Source organism: Prosthecobacter fusiformis (assembly GCF_004364345.1).
Taxonomy (GTDB): Bacteria; Verrucomicrobiota; Verrucomicrobiia; order Verrucomicrobiales; family Verrucomicrobiaceae; genus Prosthecobacter; species Prosthecobacter fusiformis.
Genome location: NZ_SOCA01000001.1, coordinates 693634 through 710862, shown reverse-complemented (window position 1 = coordinate 710862; position 17229 = coordinate 693634). Strand labels below are relative to the sequence as shown.

General features: G+C 55.6%; 17 protein-coding genes. 10 read left to right on the top strand and 7 right to left on the bottom strand.

Annotation, left to right across the window (positions count from 1 at the left end; genetic code table 11):
- Positions 1 to 53: 53 nt before the first annotated feature.
- A complete protein-coding gene (locus tag EI77_RS02680) occupies positions 54 to 911 on the bottom strand; it encodes a sugar phosphate isomerase/epimerase family protein (protein ID WP_166646986.1) in 858 nt (285 codons plus the stop codon).
- A 222-nt stretch (positions 912 to 1133) separates the two neighbouring features.
- Here EI77_RS02680 and EI77_RS02675 point away from each other — a divergent pair, with 222 nt between their 5' ends.
- The 3 genes from EI77_RS02675 to EI77_RS02665 all read left to right on the top strand — a co-directional run bounded on the left by EI77_RS02675 (position 1134) and on the right by EI77_RS02665 (position 3832).
- The gene (locus EI77_RS02675) at positions 1134 to 1814 is read left to right on the top strand and encodes a response regulator transcription factor (protein ID WP_243838643.1); all 681 of its coding nucleotides are present in this window, start codon (positions 1134 to 1136) and stop codon (positions 1812 to 1814) included.
- Positions 1811 to 2875: a sensor histidine kinase gene (locus tag EI77_RS02670; protein WP_133793204.1), complete on the top strand. Its 1065-nt coding sequence runs from the start codon at positions 1811 to 1813 to the stop codon at positions 2873 to 2875. Before EI77_RS02675 ends, EI77_RS02670 begins: the two co-directional genes overlap by 4 nt.
- 108 nt (positions 2876 to 2983) lie before the next feature.
- Positions 2984 to 3832, top strand: coding sequence for an efflux RND transporter permease subunit (locus tag EI77_RS02665; protein WP_133793203.1), 849 nt, complete (start codon positions 2984 to 2986; stop codon positions 3830 to 3832).
- 26 nt (positions 3833 to 3858) lie between these two features.
- On the opposite strand, the gene EI77_RS02660 is transcribed toward EI77_RS02665, so the two are convergent.
- Both EI77_RS02660 and EI77_RS02655 read right to left on the bottom strand, forming a co-directional pair.
- On the bottom strand, positions 3859 to 4605 hold the full coding sequence (locus tag EI77_RS02660; RefSeq protein ID WP_133793202.1) for a DUF2490 domain-containing protein: 747 nt from the start codon (positions 4603 to 4605) through the stop codon (positions 3859 to 3861).
- A 49-nt stretch (positions 4606 to 4654) separates the two neighbouring features.
- A complete protein-coding gene (locus tag EI77_RS02655; RefSeq protein WP_133793201.1) occupies positions 4655 to 6139 on the bottom strand; it encodes a SulP family inorganic anion transporter in 1485 nt (494 codons plus the stop codon).
- A gap of 173 nt (positions 6140 to 6312) precedes the next feature.
- Here EI77_RS02655 and EI77_RS02650 point away from each other — a divergent pair, with 173 nt between their 5' ends.
- Both EI77_RS02650 and EI77_RS02645 read left to right on the top strand, forming a co-directional pair.
- On the top strand, positions 6313 to 7158 hold the full coding sequence (locus EI77_RS02650; protein ID WP_133793200.1) for a hypothetical protein: 846 nt from the start codon (positions 6313 to 6315) through the stop codon (positions 7156 to 7158).
- A 59-nt stretch (positions 7159 to 7217) separates the two neighbouring features.
- Positions 7218 to 8600 carry a Gfo/Idh/MocA family protein gene (locus EI77_RS02645; RefSeq protein ID WP_133793199.1) on the top strand — a complete coding sequence of 461 codons (1383 nt, stop codon included), beginning with the start codon at positions 7218 to 7220 and terminating at the stop codon, positions 8598 to 8600.
- Positions 8601 to 8673: 73 nt separating this feature from the next.
- Here the strand turns inward: EI77_RS02645 and EI77_RS02640 are convergent, their stop codons facing one another.
- Positions 8674 to 9828 carry a Gfo/Idh/MocA family protein gene (locus tag EI77_RS02640; RefSeq protein WP_133793198.1) on the bottom strand — a complete coding sequence of 385 codons (1155 nt, stop codon included), beginning with the start codon at positions 9826 to 9828 and terminating at the stop codon, positions 8674 to 8676.
- Between the two features lie 118 nt (positions 9829 to 9946).
- Complete coding sequence (locus tag EI77_RS02635; protein WP_208300245.1) at positions 9947 to 10588, bottom strand: Uma2 family endonuclease; 642 nt, start codon at positions 10586 to 10588, stop codon at positions 9947 to 9949.
- 88 nt (positions 10589 to 10676) lie between these two features.
- Between EI77_RS02635 and EI77_RS02630 the strand changes: the two genes are divergently transcribed.
- Both EI77_RS02630 and EI77_RS02620 read left to right on the top strand, forming a co-directional pair.
- Complete coding sequence (locus EI77_RS02630) at positions 10677 to 10991, top strand: helix-hairpin-helix domain-containing protein (RefSeq protein ID WP_166646985.1); 315 nt, start codon at positions 10677 to 10679, stop codon at positions 10989 to 10991.
- A gap of 652 nt (positions 10992 to 11643) precedes the next feature.
- The gene (locus EI77_RS02620; protein WP_133793196.1) at positions 11644 to 12204 is read left to right on the top strand and encodes a peptidoglycan-binding protein; all 561 of its coding nucleotides are present in this window, start codon (positions 11644 to 11646) and stop codon (positions 12202 to 12204) included.
- A gap of 59 nt (positions 12205 to 12263) precedes the next feature.
- On the opposite strand, the gene EI77_RS02615 is transcribed toward EI77_RS02620, so the two are convergent.
- Positions 12264 to 13409, bottom strand: coding sequence for a 1-deoxy-D-xylulose-5-phosphate reductoisomerase (locus tag EI77_RS02615; RefSeq protein ID WP_133793195.1), 1146 nt, complete (start codon positions 13407 to 13409; stop codon positions 12264 to 12266).
- A 15-nt stretch (positions 13410 to 13424) separates the two neighbouring features.
- Positions 13425 to 14321 (bottom strand): phosphatidate cytidylyltransferase, encoded by an 897-nt coding sequence (locus EI77_RS02610; protein ID WP_133793194.1) that lies wholly within the window; start codon positions 14319 to 14321, stop codon positions 13425 to 13427.
- A gap of 257 nt (positions 14322 to 14578) precedes the next feature.
- Between EI77_RS02610 and EI77_RS02605 the strand changes: the two genes are divergently transcribed.
- The 3 genes from EI77_RS02605 (at position 14579) to EI77_RS02595 (ending at position 17201) form a co-directional block, all read left to right on the top strand.
- Positions 14579 to 14926: a P-II family nitrogen regulator gene (locus tag EI77_RS02605; RefSeq protein WP_133793193.1), complete on the top strand. Its 348-nt coding sequence runs from the start codon at positions 14579 to 14581 to the stop codon at positions 14924 to 14926.
- Positions 14927 to 15220: 294 nt separating this feature from the next.
- On the top strand, positions 15221 to 16774 hold the full coding sequence (locus tag EI77_RS02600; protein WP_133793192.1) for a PhoH family protein: 1554 nt from the start codon (positions 15221 to 15223) through the stop codon (positions 16772 to 16774).
- A 124-nt stretch (positions 16775 to 16898) separates the two neighbouring features.
- Positions 16899 to 17201 (top strand): EF-hand domain-containing protein, encoded by a 303-nt coding sequence (locus EI77_RS02595; RefSeq protein WP_166646983.1) that lies wholly within the window; start codon positions 16899 to 16901, stop codon positions 17199 to 17201.
- Positions 17202 to 17229 lie beyond the last annotated feature (28 nt).

The window sequence follows — 17229 nt, the reverse complement described above, 5'->3', positions numbered from 1 at the left end:
CGGAAAGCAGGGGCAGCCCGCTTTCCGCTTTTTTGTGTGACTTTCAGGCTTTCTTACTTGGCCTCAGGCTTCCAGTTCTTGATGAACTCGAGGCTCTGTTTGATCTCTGGCAGGCTGGTTTCCCAGTTGTGCTCGTATTCCACATGGAGAGGGCCGGGATAACCCTGGGCGTGGTATTCAGCCAGGATGGCTGGGATGTCGGACTTGCCAGTGCCGAAGGGAAGGTCATGGGCCTTTGGATTGCCAAATTCGGTGAGGTCCTTCATGTGGCTGTCGAAGATGCGGCCCTTGAGGATGCGGATGCAATCCACAGGATTCAGTCCGCTGCGCACCCAGTGGCCGACGTCGGCGCAGGCACCCATGCGAGGATCGCGGTCTTTCACCAGTTCCAGCACATAGTTAGGATCCCAGAAAAGGTAAGAGCGGTCCAGGGGGCGCTTGGGATGGTTATGGATGGCCATCTTGATATCAAATTCCTTCACGAGGGATTCGATGCCGTCGAGGCCGGAGACGTCAGGCTCCGTGATGACGATGCCGATGCCCATGGTTTTGCAAAATTCGAATACCTTGCGGTCTGCGGCAGCATCGGTGCCGATTTTGATGACGCCATAACCGACGGCGGTGATGCCCTGCTCAGCCAGCTTGGCTTTGACTGCAGCGATGACTTCAGGCGGGGATTCGTGATTGAATACGACGTCCTTCTGTTCAGGGGAGAGCTTCTGCTTGGGATAAAACTCGATTGTTTTGCCACCGGCGGCAGCGGTTTTTTCGATGGCTTCCATCACGGTGAACATGCGGAAGCTGTAAGCCTGGCAGCCAGCGTAAAACTGGCCAACCTTGGCGGTGTCTGGAATCGTCGCGGCGAAGCCTGCGACGGCAAGGAGTAAGAGGGGGAGAAGGAATTTCTTCATGGATGGATTGGAACGGGGATGGTGGACGCTTCTTGCCGGGGACGTGAAAACCCCTGGTGGAAGCGTTTGCGCATTGTGCCGACAAGACTGGTTTAAGCGAACAGGTTTTTTCATTCACGCGCCCGATTCTGTGTCAGCACTAAGCGTTGAAATAAAAAGTAGCAGTGGGGATAAATGACAGTCCTTTCATTTGTTGCGACTGGGAGTCTCTGCGGATAGTGCATGAATATGCGGATTCTGATTGTCGAAGATGACCCCAAGACTGCGTCACTGCTCAGCAGCAGTCTGAAGATGGAGGGCTTCGAGGTGCAGTGTGAGAAAGACGGCCTCGCAGGGTTGAAGGCGGCTCAGGAGGGGGGATATGATGTGTGGGTGCTTGATGTGATGCTGCCTAAGCTGGACGGGCTGAATTTGGTGAAGACGCTGCGATCTGAAGGGTATAAAACTCCAGCCATCATGCTGTCTGCGCGCGGGGAGGTGGAGCAGAGGATTGAGGGACTGGATGCGGGGGCGGATGATTACTTGCCGAAGCCGTATGCCATTTCTGAATTGCTGGCGCGTCTGCGCTCTCTTTTGCGCAGGAATACCCAGTCCAAACCTACCACACTGACGGTGGCTGACCTGACTTTTGACATGGCTTGCCGTGACGTGCGACGCGGGGGCAAGCGGATTGAACTTTCGTCACGGGAAAGTCTTTTGCTGGAATGTCTGATGCGGGCAGAAGGGCGGGTGGTGAGCCGCAGGGACATCATCAGCAGCGTCTGGGAATATGATTTTGATCCAGGGACAAATCTGGTGGAGGTTTATGTCCGGAGGCTGCGGGAAAAAATCGACCGTGATCATCCGCCTGCTTTGATTCAAACCGTGCGCGGCTTGGGATATGCCTTGAGAATGCAGTCATGACTCTACGCCGCAGCATCTTTGTCAGCTATTTCGTCACCCTGGGGCTTTCACTTCTGGTGATCGGCTTTTGGAGCTGGTTTGAGTTCCAGGAGATTCGTGAAACATTCAAGAACGGTGGCCTGAGTGCGGTCGAGGATGAGGGGCCTGTGGAGGAGAGTTTTGAGATCGTCGTCTTTGGCGGTCTGCCTGCTGCCATATTGGGCGTATTGATGGGAGCGCTGCTGCTGCAAAGGGCACTGCGCCCGGTCCGTGATCTGACGGAGATCCTGGAAAAGACCAATGCATCCAATCTGGACGACCGCGCGCCCAGAAGCGGGAATGGGGATGAACTGGACAGGCTGGCGGCGGTCTTCAACGGAATGAAAGAAAGGCTGGCAGTTTCCTTCACTCAGGTAAGGGAATTTACCCTGCATGCCTCGCATGAGTTGAAAACACCGCTGACCATTATGCACGGGACCCTGGAGCAGATGCTGAGTGATGCGGGCAGTTCGGCTATCCATCGTGAACGTATTGCTTCATTACTGGAAGAAGTGCAGCGGCTATCAACGATTGTCGGCCAGCTGACCTTCCTGGCAAAGGCGGATGGAGGGCTGCTGGCCGACAGGCAGTTGCCGGTGGAGCTGGAGCAATTGGTGAAGGACGTCACTGAGGACGCTTTAATGCTAGGTCATGGGCTGGGAATTAAAGTAACGCTGGCTGAATGCGATGCGGTGCAGGTGACGGGAGACAGGATGCGGTTGCGCCAGCTTTTACTGAATCTCGCGGACAATGCGGTGAAGCATAACCATAAGGGTGGGGAGGTGACGCTGTCGCTGAAAGCTGTGGGTGAAAAGGCTGAGTTCCAGATCATCAACACGGGGCCGGTGCTGCCGCCGGAATTGCGAGGGAGAGTGTTCGAGCGTTTCTTCCGGGGGGACTCCTCGCACAGTGCCAGCGTGGAGGGCAGCGGACTGGGCCTGAGCATTGCGCATTCCATCTGTCTAAACCATGGTGGGACGCTGGTGATGGAAGCAACGGATGACGGGCGCACCTGCGTGACCCTGTCCCTGCCGAGGCGGTGATGCGGATGTGAAAGCAAGAGTGTGCCTGAATATGACAGGTTTTTCACGATACAATTGGTTGGGTGAAGGCATTTATAATGGGCTGCGAGAATTGTCCCGCCCTCTATTATGAAAGATCTGCCATCTGATGCGCATTCGTTGTGCTTGCTGTTTCGCTCTCAGGATAATGGTCCGTCCCATGTTTCCGATCCGTGCTGCCTGAAGACGGTTTACCGGGCCGTACTGAGCAGGTTGATGCGGAAATCATGGCTGGTGATCAGCCTCCTGGTGATGGCCTTTGGCGGGACATCCGCAGTTTGGCATACGCAGATCAGGAACGGGGGAGGTTTTGCATCCAGGTCAGCAGGGCTGCATGCACTGACGGTTACAGGTCTGGGGGCGGCGATAAGGCGGCGGAGTGGCGGCGAGGGATCCGGGATGGCAAAGTTTGTTATGTCCAAGCGGGCCGCAGGGGTGGTGCTGGCAGCGGCTGTGCTGCTTGTGTTCGGGGCCGTTGCGGCTGCGGAGTCCTGGCGGGTGGCGGTTATTCTAAGCTGCACGACGCTTTTTTCGCTGGTGGGGTGTGTGATGGCCAACTGGCTGGGGAACGGCGGCGGTCTTTCCTGGGAGGTGCTGACGGGATTTTTGATGGTGCTGGTGCTTGCGACCCTTCAGGGTGTGCAGCAGGTCAGGCACTACCGTCTGCTGGAAAAAGAAATACCGTGGGGGGCGGGAACGCGGCTTGCTTTAAGAGGGGCAGAAGAGCGTTTAACTTGCTCCGTGACGATGCTTCTATTCGGACTTATCGCGGTGCAGCCATTTGTTTTGAATGGTGGCTCCGGGCCGCATTCCATTGCTGTGGCCGTACTTGGCGGGTTGATTGCTGCAACAGTGGCGACTTTGTTTTTTCTGCCGGTGCTCTACGCGAGGCATTCACATGTGCCGTATTGGAAGCAGATCATTTGTGAGACTGCCTAAACTACTGAGGAAGTTTTTTTCGTCATTCATCGAGCCTTGAAGGGCCATTGGGTCATGAACCAGACGCCGAAGGTGTGGTTGTTTTCCCAGATGGCTCCGCCACGGCGCTGGAGGGTCTGCTCCATGAATCCGAATTCCATGCGGGTATGGTCGCTCAGCTTGTGGCCGATGCCGATGAAGGCGCGGTTTTGGTCGAAGTGGTTGCCGCTGACGTTGGTGCCGAAGTTGACCATGATTTCATCCCACAGAGCCAGGTAGGTTTTTTTGTCCTGGGTGAGGGGAATCGTGGTGCGGAGCATGTAGCGGAGGCGGTTTTCGTAACGCCAGTTTTCGACGTTCCAGTCGTTGCCGGAGCCTTCCATCTCACCGATCCAGCGCTGCTCCAGGCGGAGGCGGTGCTGCCATTCCAGGCCCAGGGCTTTCATTTTCCAGACGACTTGTTCCCAGGCGCGGTGTTCGGGGAATTCGAAGGCGACAGGGTAATCTCCATAGCGGTAGGTGAGGGCATAGGCCCAGCCTGCGCTGAACTGAAGGGTGGGGCTGAGGGTATAGTTAATGCCGGGCCGGACGAGCCACTGCTGCCATTCATCACCCATCTCAGAACGACGGGCCTGACCTTCGAGATGAATGCCCCAGGGGCTGCTGCCGAATGGGTGGTCCCCGACGTAAGTGAACCAGAGGTGGCCGTTTGAATCGGAAACTGTATCCGAGGCATGAACCTGGCTGACCAAGCAGTGAAGGGCGAGGATCGCCATGAGGACGAGCTTCATCATGGGGTCTATGGAGGCGGGTGATTCTATAAAAAGGGGGGAAACAGACGGCTCAAATGAGGGCTTTGACGGTTCTTTTCAGTGTCTTGCCCCGACGTGGGTGACCTTGAGTTGCCGGCTTGTACCACTCCTCGTGGGTTTCATCAATGTCCACGTGGGCACCGGTTTTTTCATGGTTTTCACGCCAGCCGTGCAGGGACTCAAAAGCGGCGTGGTCCACGAAATCCACCGCGAGATCCACGTCCACATTGTGTCCGGGAGGGATGGTGGAAAGGGCGGCGTTGAGCTTTGGCACGCAGGCAAAGGTGAGGGTGCCTTCGATGAGAACATGATATTTGCCATGGCGCTCATCCACTTTGATGTCCGTGAGGGAGAGGCGGCGGAGGGCGAAAAAGACGGATAGAGCGAGACCCAGACCCACCCCGGCGAGCAGGTTGATGCAGGTGACGCCGAGAACAGTGGCGAAATAAATGGGGGCCTCGTTATGGGTGCGAAGTTCGCGGATGTGATGGAGGTTCACCAAGTTCACCCCTACATGCACCAGCAGGCCGGCAAGGACGGCTAACGGGATTTGCTCAATGACGGTTCCCAAAAAGAGCGCAAAGATGAGGATCCAGATGCCATGGAAGACGGCGGACCAACGGCTAACGCCGCCAGCAATGATATTGGCGGAGGAACGAACAATGACGCCGGTGATGGGCAGGCCGCCAAGGAGGCCGGAAACGAGATTGCCCGCACCCTGGGCGCGTAGTTCCTTGTCCAGGTCCGACCGTGCACCGGAGTGCAGCTTGTCCGTGGCCACGGCGCAGAGCAGTGACTCGATACTGGCGATGATGGCCACTGTGAGTACGGCCACGGCAAACGCATTCCAGTCCGTGGGAAGCACCAGATTGGTCAGCTCAAACTTCTCAGGCAGGTCTACCCGGGTGACATTTAGGCCCGCCAGGATGGAAACCAAGGTGCCGACGGCGACGGCGACGAGCGGCCCAGGGATCATTTTCAGCGCCTTGAATGGCAATTTTTTCCAGATGATGAGGATGGCGATGGTGAGGAAGCCGAGAATGGCGGCGGACGGATTGATGAGGCCTAGCTGCTTTGGAATGGTCAGCAAATTGGTCACAGGGGAGCTTTGGGGATCACCTCCTAGCACGACGTGGATCTGGGCGAGCGCGATGGAAATACCGATGCCGGCCAGCATGCCGTGAACGACGGCTGGAGCTATGATGAGCGTGCCGCGGGCTACCTTGAACATGCCCAGGAGCAACTGCACCACACCTGCACAAGCGGTAATGACGCACATGGTTTCCCATCCAAATTGCTGCACCAGACCGGCTACGACGACGGTCAGACCAGCGGCAGGACCTGAGACTTGGAGGGGTGAACCGGCCATCAGACCCGTGACAATGCCACCGACAACAGCGCCGATGAGACCTGCCATGATGGGCGCTCCTGAGGCAAATGCGATCCCAAGAGAGAGGGGTACTGCAACGAGAAAAACGACAAGGGAAGCGGGCAGGTCACGTCTGAGATTTCGCATGAATAGGATGAAAGGACTATATGCCGTTAGGCGGTTTAAGATTGACAGTCAATGAGCGAAGTCTTTGCGCCGCCGCGCTCAATCGCTCTAAGGATGAGTGGCGTATCACAAAAGTCAGCGTGCAATCTGCCTTGCACATCTTCTTTCAGGCCTGAAATGTTCAATCTCCCGTTATGAATCCTCGCAATATCGCTCTTATTCTCGTCGTCGCCTCACTGGGCTACGGCATCTGGCATTATCATTCAGATGCTGGCCGTTTGCGCCAGGAGATGGATCAACTCAAGGCGGCACAGGAGCTGGCATTGCAGGCCAAGGACGAAGAATTGCAGCGCACATTGGCCGCACAAAATGAGCAGCATCAATCTGCGATTCAGGAGCTGAATGCCGAATACGACAAAAAGCTGGTGGATATGCGGCAGAGCCAGCGCCAGCAGATGGCCACGGCTTATAAGGAATTTGAAAACATTTTCTCCGGCAACAAGCAGACTATCGAATACATCAATCTGCTGGAGGGCAAGGTGAAGGCTGGGCAGGAGCTATCCAAGAATGAGGTGGAAAGGCTGACGATGATCACCAGCGGCATTGGCTTTCTGCAAAAGCAGTATCAGAAGCCCATGCAGGAATTCACAGCCCTGCAGGACTACTTTGAAGAGGCTGCCCAGCGTCCGAGCGAGAAACCCAAGTCCAGCTTTGGTTTCTTCAAGCGCATGTTCAGCAAGGACTTTCGCGAGGCGGAGAAAGAACATCTGCGTGAAGAGGGTGCCCGCCGCGCCTTTGCTGAAGCCCAGGGTAAATTTGAGACCGTCTATGCCTCCGCGCAGCGCTCCATGCGTGGTGTGAACCTGGATGCGGATGCCCAGCTCAAGAAGCTGAATGACCTGATCGAGGACAAGACAGCGGCCAATGCGGAGGACCTGTCCTCCTTCTTTAACAATGCCCGTCAGGCCCTCCGTACACACCAGGATGTGCTGGACTTTGAGCCGGAATCCGCTCCGCAGGGGCCGACGGTGCAGCCGTGATTTCAGGGGCAAGTAAAGCTTGATCTGCTTCGTTATTTTCAGGCACACTCTTCCTTCTTATGGAAAACAATCCCTCCGTCTCCTCGCGCCGCGATTTTCTCAAGGCAACCACCAAGACCGTGGCCGGTCTTTCCACCCTTTCTGGAATCACCCTTCCGCATGTCCATGCTGCGGGGGATGACACGATCAACATCGCTCTTGTGGGGTGCGGTGGCCGTGGTACTGGAGCGGCCAGCAACTCGATGGGGGTGAAGCAGAGCACGCGGCTCATCGCCATGGCGGATGTGCAGGAAAACCGGCTGGAAGCGAGCTTTAACGGGCTGAGCAACAAGCATCCTGACCGTTTTTCCGTTTCGGCCGATGCCAAGTTCATCGGGTTTGATGCTTACAAAAATGCGATCGATATGTTGAAGCCTGGGGATGTGGTCGTGCTGGCCACGCCGCCAGCTTTCCGTTGGGTGCAGTTCAAATACGCCATCGAAAAAGGCGTCAATGTTTTCATGGAAAAACCCATCTGCGTGGACGGCCCTAGCGGCCGCCGCATGCTGGAACTGGGCAAGGAAGCGGATGCCAAGGGACTGAAGGTGGGGGTGGGGCTGATGTGCCGCCACTGCCGCGTGCGTGGAGAACTGTATGACCGCATCCAGCAGGGGGAAATTGGTGATATCATCCTGGGTCGTGCTTACCGCCTCCAGGGACCTGTGGGCACCTGCTTTACCCTGCCGCGTGATAAGGCCACCGATGAAAGCGAACTGGTCTGGCAGATCAAAAATTTCCACTCCTTCCTCTGGGCCAGCGGTGGTGCCTTCAGCGATTTCAACATCCATAACATTGATGAAATCTGCTGGATGAAGAATGATTTCCCGATTGAGGCGAAGGCCACGGGCGGACGCTCCGATCGCGGAGATTACATCGATCAAAACTTCGACCATTACAGCGTGGAATACACCTTCGCTGACGGTTCCAAATTCTGGCTGGAAGGGCGCAATGCCATGAAGACGCACAATGAGTTTGCCTCCTATGTGCATGGCAGCAAAGGTATGGCGGTGATCTCCACAGCCGGGCATTTCCCATCCAGGGCCATGACCTTCAAGGGCCAGAACAAGAACCCTCAGGAAATCATCTGGCGTGGGCCTAAACAGGAGCCGAATCCGTATGACATGGAATGGCAGGACCTGATCGAGGCCATCGTGAACAACAAGCCCTATAGCGAAGTGGAGCGCGGGGCGAAGGCCAGCCTGGTCACGGTCATGGGCCGTATGGCCGCCCACACGGGTCAGTTGGTGACGTATGACCAGGTGGTGAACCACGACCATGAATTTGCCCCGAATGTGGACAAACTCACGCTGGATGGCCCAGCTCCTCTGCTGGCAGATGCGAATGGCAAATACCCGATCCCGTATGCGGGCCGCAACGGCATGTATGAATACGTGGTCGGTTAATCCGGCTGACGGCTTTGATAATTAAAAAAGGCACCGGAGAAATCTCCGGTGCCTTTTGTTATACCGCTAAGGTTCAGCCCACCTTGGTCCAGGCCGCATTGCCTTTGCTGGAGGCGACGACGGCTTCAATGAAGGCCATGCCACGGATGCCGTCTTCGATCTTTGGATAGTCGTTTTCGATGGCGGTCGGTTCCCGGTCTTCCAGGCGGGCGCGGATGGTATTGGCGAAGTTTTTGTAAATGTTCGCAAAACCTTCCAGGTATCCTTCTGGATGCGATGGGGGAGTGCGGGCTGCAGCGGCTGCCGCTGCACCCAGATAGCCGTTGGCAGTGCGGTAAACCTGCATGGGCTGGTCCAGGGACTTCACAAGCATGGTATTTGGCTCCTTCTGATGCCACTCAATGCCACCCTTCTCACCATAGACGCGGATGTTGAGGTTGTTTTCTTCACCGACGCTGATCTGAGAGCAATGCAGCACGCCTTTAGCACCGTTGTCGAAGCGGAGAAGGATGTTGGCATCATCGTCCAACTGCCTGCCTTCAACGAATGTGGAGAGGTCGGCCGCGAGTTCGCTGATCTTCAGGCCGGTGATGTATTCAGCCAGGTTCTCTGCATGGGTGCCGATATCGCCAACGCAGCCTGCAGCACCGGATTTGGTCGGGTCTGTGCGCCAGGAGGCCTGCTTTTGGCCGCTCTCCTCAATGCGTGTGGCCAGCCAGCCCTGCGGGTATTCCACCACGACTTTGCGGATCTTGCCCAAAGCCCCGCTGAGCACCATTTCGCGGGCCTGTTTTACCAGAGGGTAGCCAGTGTAGTTGTGCGTGAGGCCGTAGAGCAGACCAGTCTTTTCCACTAGAGCGCCCAGTTCTTTGGCTTCGCTCAGATCAAAGGTGGCGGGTTTGTCACTCAGGACATGGAAGCCATGCTCCAGAGCCATCTTGGCCGGCGGGAAATGCACATGGTTAGGCGTGACGATGGCGATGAAGTCCATGCGATCACCTTCAGGCAGGGCGGCCTCGGATTTGATCATTTCCTCATAGCTACCGTAGCAGCGGTTGGCGGGGAGGAAGAAGTCTGCGCCACTGTCCTTGGACTTCTGAGGGTCTGAGGAGAAGGCTCCGCAAACGAGCTCGATCTGCTGATCGATCGCTGCCGCAATGCGGTGCACGCCGCCAATGAAGGCACCGCGTCCGCCGCCGACCATGCCATAACGAATTTTCCGGCTCATAAACAAATGTTCTGGGTTCTTGGATTTGGGTTGTAAAAGGAGCGCGAGTCTGGCGCAGGCGCACCGGGTGGGTCAAGCGCGTAGCACGGCTTTCCTTAACCTGGGGAGAGGCGGTGATTTACTTTTGCAGCAGGTCCCTGATTGAAATCGTCAGACCTCCAAGGACAGGGCTGACCAAATCCCCAGTGCCGCTTTTTACCTGTAGCTCATAGCGGTTGTCCTCTCCCCGGACGTATTGCTCCAATACGCATTTTTCAGCATCAATAATCCAGTATTCAGTCACGCCGTGGGTTTCATAGTCTTCGAATTTGACTCCCCGGTCACGCTTTTCGGTGGAGTCAGAAAGGATCTCGATGGCGAGGTCTGGAATAGGAAAGATGACGGTTTCTGGTTTCAAAAGGGTGGTCTTCTCCGGTCCAAAATAGACCACATCCGGCTCATATGAGTTCCGGGGGAAATGACAGCAGGCCTTTTCACCCAATACTTTTCCCCCAAGCTGGTGGTGCATCACCAGGGAACGTAGCAGGAAGTGAATATGGTCACGGGTCTCCAGATGCTGTAGCCTTGCAGGACTGTGAACAATGATTTCTCCTTCAATAAACTCAGCCTTCACCTCATCAGTGATGTCATCATAGAACTGCTTTCGTGCCTGTTGTTCCTCCTCCCAGAGGCTTTGCAAAAAACGAATGGCCTCAGGCAGTGCTGGTGAATGGCGCAGCTCTTCCAGAGATCGAATTGGAGGTGCGACTAGGGCTGACATACGCGGAAGTATAACTGATGTCCTCTGTTTTGTCATTCTCAAGCCAAAGTCCATTGCTCATCATCCCGTGTCTCGTATCCTCCAAGGCATGCCAGCATTAAAACGCAAAGCTGTTTCCCCGGCGCAGCCTTTCATACCGGACCGACTTGAAGACCTGCCTAACATTGGTAAAAAATTAGCGGTGGACTTGCGGACGGCAGGCATCCATCACCCGCGTGATCTGGTGTCAAAAGATCCCAGGATTATCTTTGCGGAATTGGCACCGATTATGGGTCACCGTCATGATCCGTGTGTGTTTTATACCTTGCTGGCGGTGAAGCATTATCTGCTGCACTTCGAGGCTATTCCGTGGTGGAAGTTCAGTGCAGAAGGCAAGGAAATCCTGGCTTCCTCAAATGCATAATGCGAATGGCCGGGACATGTGCATGAAATGCATAAATGTTGAATAGCACGCAAAAAGGGTGGGTCTAACCCAGTGCTATGAAAACCTCATACTACTCGAAAATGCGAGCTTGGGGCACCGCAGCTCTTGCGGCACTGTGTCTCTTTGCTTTCACCACTAACTCGTATGCTGACAGGCATAGATCGCCCAAAAAGCATCACAAACATCATCACAGCCGGGTGATCCGGGGGCACCACCACCATCACCATCATCACGACCGATATTCGCGCCGCTATTATGCGCCTTCACGTTCTGGATTCGTGATCACATTCGGCAACGGCTATGCCGGCCGGGGTTATTATTATGGCCCTGCTAACCGGCCCTACTATTCCCGAAACCCAGGGGTGGTATTCTACAGCCGTCGCAGTTCAGTCCCCTCCAGATATTGGTAACCGGTAAATACAAATTCCATCAGTATAACCAGATGGGTAACTAAAAAATAGGGCCATCGGCATTCTTTGCCGGTGGCCTTTTTTCTGTAATGGGAGTCTAGATCAAAACGGGGTGCGGCTAAAGTAAAAGCGATGGTCACCACCAAAAGATGAAGATCATTCGAATAAAGATGGAGACTCTTCGCTCCAACTCAGCGCTTATGAAAACCCCCCTTCATTCAATGAAACGAAATATTGCTACTGCTGCTCTGGCTGCCATCGCTCTCCTTGCCTTCACTCCTGATTCCCAGGCTAAAGATAAGGATGACAAGCGCGGCCCGGACAAAGGCTCCAAGGGCTCCAGCTTCTTCAAAAAAGGCGGCCCTGACCGTCATGACGACCGCCATGATCATGATCATGATCATGATCGTGGCCGTGACGACGATGACCGTCGCCGTTTTTTCGCCCATCCTCGCAGTAAGTTTGTGGTGACCCTGGGTAACGGGTATGCAGGTCGCGGTTACTATTACGGCCCACCGAACGCCAACTATTATTACCAGGGTTCGGGTGTGGTTTATTACAGCAGCCGTGAGCGTGTGCCGCGTCAATACTGGGGCTCCTCTTACAGCTCCACGGAAATGTCCGTGCAGCGTGAGCTAGCCAAACGCGGATATTACAACGGCCCCATTGATGGCTCTATCGGGCCTGGTTCCAGGGCTTCGATCGCCCGTTACCAGCGTGACCGCCGCCTGCCTGTGACAGGTTCGATTGATTCCTATCTGTTGCGTTCTTTGGGGTTGTAATCAGCCTGAATCGTCAACTTTGAATTTGGTCACCGGTGAAAACCGGTGGCCTATTCTTTTTACAGGGCGGCCTCACGGCGAGCCCAAGCATCTGCCTCAATCAAGGTAGCCAAATCAGGATGCTGAATGACGCTGTGTTTCTCCATCACGCGGGCGACTGTCTGCCAGATGGCAGGGAAAGAGGTGCGCTCATTCAAGAAAGCTTCAACGGCGATTTCATTGGCTGCATTGAGGACGGCTGGCAGGGTGCCTCCCGTTTCCCCGGCATGACGGGCCAGATCCAACGCAGGAAAATCCTGGGTGCGCGGGGCCTCAAAATGAAGGGAGGCCAGTTGGGCAAAGTCGAGGGGGCGCAGATTATTCGGCACACGGTCAGGCCAGGTCACCGCATACTGGATGGGGAAGCACATATCGCTATGGCTGAGCTGGGCGATGACGCTGTTATCCACAAATTCCACCATGCTGTGGACGATGCTCTGGGGGTGCACCACGACCTCGATCTGGCTCATGGGAACATCGAAGAGCCAGCGGGCCTCGATCATCTCCAGGCCTTTGTTAAACAAGGTGGCGGAATCAATAGTGATCTTCCGCCCCATGCTCCAGGTCGGGTGTTTCAATGCCTGCGCCACTGTCACCTGCGAAAGCTGGTCTGCTGGTAGCTGGCGGAAGGGACCGCCACTGGCTGTGACTAAAAGGCGGCGTACGTCACTGGAGCGGTGGCCTTCCAGGCATTGGAAAATGGCGTTATGCTCACTGTCCACAGGCAGCACATGGACCCCTTTGCGCTTGGCCGCAGCCATGACGGCCTCGCCTGCCATGACCAAGATTTCTTTGCTGGCCACGGCCAGATGTTTGCCTTCTTCGATGGCTGCCAGTGCTGGAGCCAGCCCGGCCACACCGACGATGGCCACCAGCACCATGTCCGCATCACTGGCACGCACCAGATCCACCAGGCCCTGGCTGCCTACATGCAGGGTCACGTCATCAGGCAAAAGCGTGCGCGCTTTAGCTGCAGCCGCGTCATCCGTCAGCGCGACGTGTTTGACCCCAGTTTCATGAACCTGGGCGACGAGGGCCTCGACACTACGGGCCGCTGCTAGGCCCACGATCTCCATCCGGTCAGGGATGTCTTGTGCCACTTTAAGTGCGCTGGTGCCGATGGAGCCGGTGGAACCGAGGAGGAGTACTTTGCGACGGGTTGCCATGCTGCTTTCGATGCTTCAAGCCGAGATGGCTTCCAGGTAAAAATAAAAAACCGGTGCGGTGAAAAGCAGGCTGTCTGTCAGGTCCAGAATACCGCCGATGCCGGGAAAGGCATGACCGGAATCTTTGATGGAAGTGCAGCGTTTGATGACCGATTCCGCCAGATCTCCGGTGATCCCCGCTGCGCAGAGGATGGGGGCCAGGATGAGTCCATGCACCCAGGTCAGTGGCAGGAGTTCGACCGGCTTCCACCACAGCATGATGACGGCCGCCAGGAATGAAGTGATGAAAGCACCTGCCAGGCCTTCCCAGGATTTCGCCGGGCTGATGTGCGGGATCATCTTATGCTTCCCAAAGACCACCCCAAAAGCATAGGCACCCATGTCACTGAACTTCGTGACCATGACCAGATAGATCACCAAAAACATGCCCGTGGCGGATTCACCATCTCCTTTAAAATACATCAGGCGGGCGATGAAGCCGAAGAAGATGACTGTATAGACCACGCCAAAAACGGTGGAAAAGATGCGCTGCAGGGTCGCGGTACCTTCCAGTTGATGCCGGTAGCACAGGAGGAATGCGCCATGTACACTAGCGGTGAGCGCTGCCAGCTCCAGCCACATGGGCGGTGCTTTTTTAACAGTGATGACCCACCATGTCATCGTGGCCCAGTAGGCCAGGCAAATCCCCAGGCCCAGCATGTTGAAAGACCGGGCGTGTGTCTCTGACCGGAGCAGGCGATAATACTCCACCGCACCAGCCACACCGAAAAAACCTGTGATGGCGATCAGCAGCCAGTCGCTCTGCCACTTAAAGGCGACGGAAAGTGCTCCCCATAAGAGCAGGGTGCTGAAAAGCCGGGACGCGAAAACACGGCGCTTGCTCGGAGGGGGGGCGGCGGTGTCGGGGCTCATGCAGTCGGGGTCGGGGCAGGGAAAGATTCAATTAGGAGCAGTTGCGAGAGAAACTGCAATCATCATTCGAGCTTGATCGCAGCAGTCTTACGGTTTTGGAGGAAGAAGAGTCGTGTGTTTGGGTATCGGAGAACGATTATTAAAACTTGGCACGAATTTGGCTTGATCAAGTTTTACGATCTACGTCGTGAGAAAATCACAAATGATTCTCTCTCGTCGTTGCAATCCGCCAAACCACACATCTAATAGCGACAGCCATGAAAAAAGTCGAAGCGATCATCAAGCCCTTCAAACTCGAGGACGTCAAAGAAGCTCTCTCTGAAGTGGGAGTGGAAGGAATGACCGTCGTTGAGGTCAAAGGATTCGGCCGCCAAAAGGGCCATACTGAAATCTACCGCGGTTCTGAATACACGGTGGACTTCCTCCCGAAGGTGAAAATTGAGGTCGTTGTCGAAGACGCCCGCAGTGAGACTGTCGTGGATGCCATCGTAAAGGCAGCCAACACCGGCAAGATCGGTGACGGCAAAGTCTTCGTCAGCGATGTTATCGAAGCCGTTCGCATCCGCACGGGTGAGCGCGGCTCTGATGCCATCTCTGGGTCTTAATTTATTTCGAACGAATCCTTCAACGAACCGCACTGGTAACCCAGTGCGGTTTTTTTATGCCCGGGTGCTGACTTCAGGTCACACCTTCGTCACCCACAAGTTCTTCACAAAAAAGAAATGAGTGTGAACAAATGGCTTGTTGGCTGCTCTACATTCTGACAGCCTCTCAAAAGCCCGTGATTCAATCGCAAAAATCACACTGTGGACTGACAGACTTGGCATTTCAAATGCGCCAAGTGAAGAGAACCATCCCCCTCGGGCAAGTCCACGCCTTCACCCCATACCCCAACCTCCATGGACCGCGACGACCATCCTGCCACCCTAGCTCCAACCCTCATCGAAACACTTGATATTGGCTCCAGTCAGCACGTCCTCCGATCTCCCACCTCTAGAAAGCGTAAATCTTCCAGCCATCGAAATTCATCCAGCCGTGTCGGCACCAAGACCTTTATTCTGGATACCAATGTCCTTCTCCATGATCCGGCCTGCATCAACCGCTTCGCCGAGCATCATGTCTGCATCCCGGTGGATGTTTTAAGTGAGCTGGACCGTTTTAAAAATGAGATGACTGAGCGCGGTGCCAACGCCCGTGAGGTTCATCGCGCCCTGATGAAAACCTTTTCTGCACCGGATGCATCCGTGACGGACGGGGTGAAAACCGATGGGGGTGGCAATATCCGCGTCATCATTTATGACCCTGAAGCCGCCAAGCGTGTGGCGAGCGTGCAGGAATTTGAGCGTATTTTTCCCAATATCGACAAGGTGGACCACCGCATCCTCGCTTGCGCCCTGTGGTTGCGTGAGCAGATCAGCCCGCCAGTCATTCTGGTCAGCAAGGATCTAAACATGCAGCTCAAGGCCCGTGCGGTGGGCATTGAGTGTGAAGATTACCTGCATGATAAAGTGGAACCCCGCGAGGTCTCCAATTTCGACATCGCCCGTCTGGATGTCAGTTCGCATGAGATGCAGCGCTTCGCCAGCAGTGGTAAAATCACTCTCTCAGCCTCCCGTCTCGGAGATGTCGTGGCTAATGATTATGTCCTGCTGATGGGCGGAGAAAAAACTTCCATGCCAGCCAAATTGAATTCCCACGGGGAACTGGTCCGCCTGCTACACACACCGGAATCCATCAAAGTAGGGCAGGGGAGAAGCATCAAGCCGATGAACCTTGGCCAGGCCTGCCTGCTGGATGCCCTGTTGGATCCTGAGATCAGTCTAGTCACCTGCTACGGTCAAGCCGGGACAGGGAAAACACTGCTCGCCGTGGCGGCTGGCCTTTCCCAGGTCTTTGGCCGCACCTACAATGGACTCACCGTCAGTCGGCCTATCGTAGCTATGGGGCAGACCGTGGGTTTCCTGCCGGGTTCTCTCCAGGAAAAGATGCGTCCCTGGTTACAGCCGGTCTATGACGCGCTGGATCTTCTCATGCGCCCCGTGGACAGTCAGCAGGGACCGCAGCGGAAAAAGAACCGGTTTTTACCGGACAAAGCCCCCGCACACCCAGAGGGAGCCGCTCCGTATGACAGCCTCATCCAACAGGGAGTCATCGAGATCGAGGCCCTCTGCTATATCCGTGGCCGCAGTATTCCCGATCGGTTCTTTATCCTGGACGAGGCTCAGCAACTAACTCCGCTGGAGGCCAAAACGGTGGTCACCCGCATGTCCCGAGGCTCCAAACTCGTCCTGGTGGGAGATCCGGCCCAGATTGACAATCCCTATGTGGACAGCCGCTCTAACGGTCTCGTTTACACCCGCCAGCGCATGCGCGGCCAGCCATTTGCAGCCCACGTACCGCTGGCCAAAGGCGAGCGTAGCCCCCTTGCGGAGGCTGGTGCCCGGCTTCTTTAATAAAAAAAGCAGCTGTCTGCGAAAAATAACTGAAACTGTGTGCAAGGCCCCACGTTTAATGGCGCGGATGGGTCAGTTGATCTCAACCCCCGTTTTCCAAACCAAACCGAATACACGAACAATCATGAAAGCGATCACCACGATCCTCTCCGTACTGGCCCTCGCCAGCCTCACCGTTAATGCAGCCGAAGACGGCGCGAAAAAAGAAGGTGCCAAGAAAAAAGCTGATCCAGCCAAGGCTTTCGCCAAGCTGGACGCCAACAGCGACGGCTCCGTCACCAAAGAAGAATTCCTGGCCTCCCCACAGGCCAAGAAGGACGCTGCCAAGGCTGAAAAAATGTTTGCCGGCAAGGACAAGGACAAGGACGGCAAGCTCTCCAAAGAAGAGTTCACCGCTGCTCCAAAGAAAAAGAAGAAGGACGCCTAATCCTTGATTGAAGGTGGCGCCCCAACCC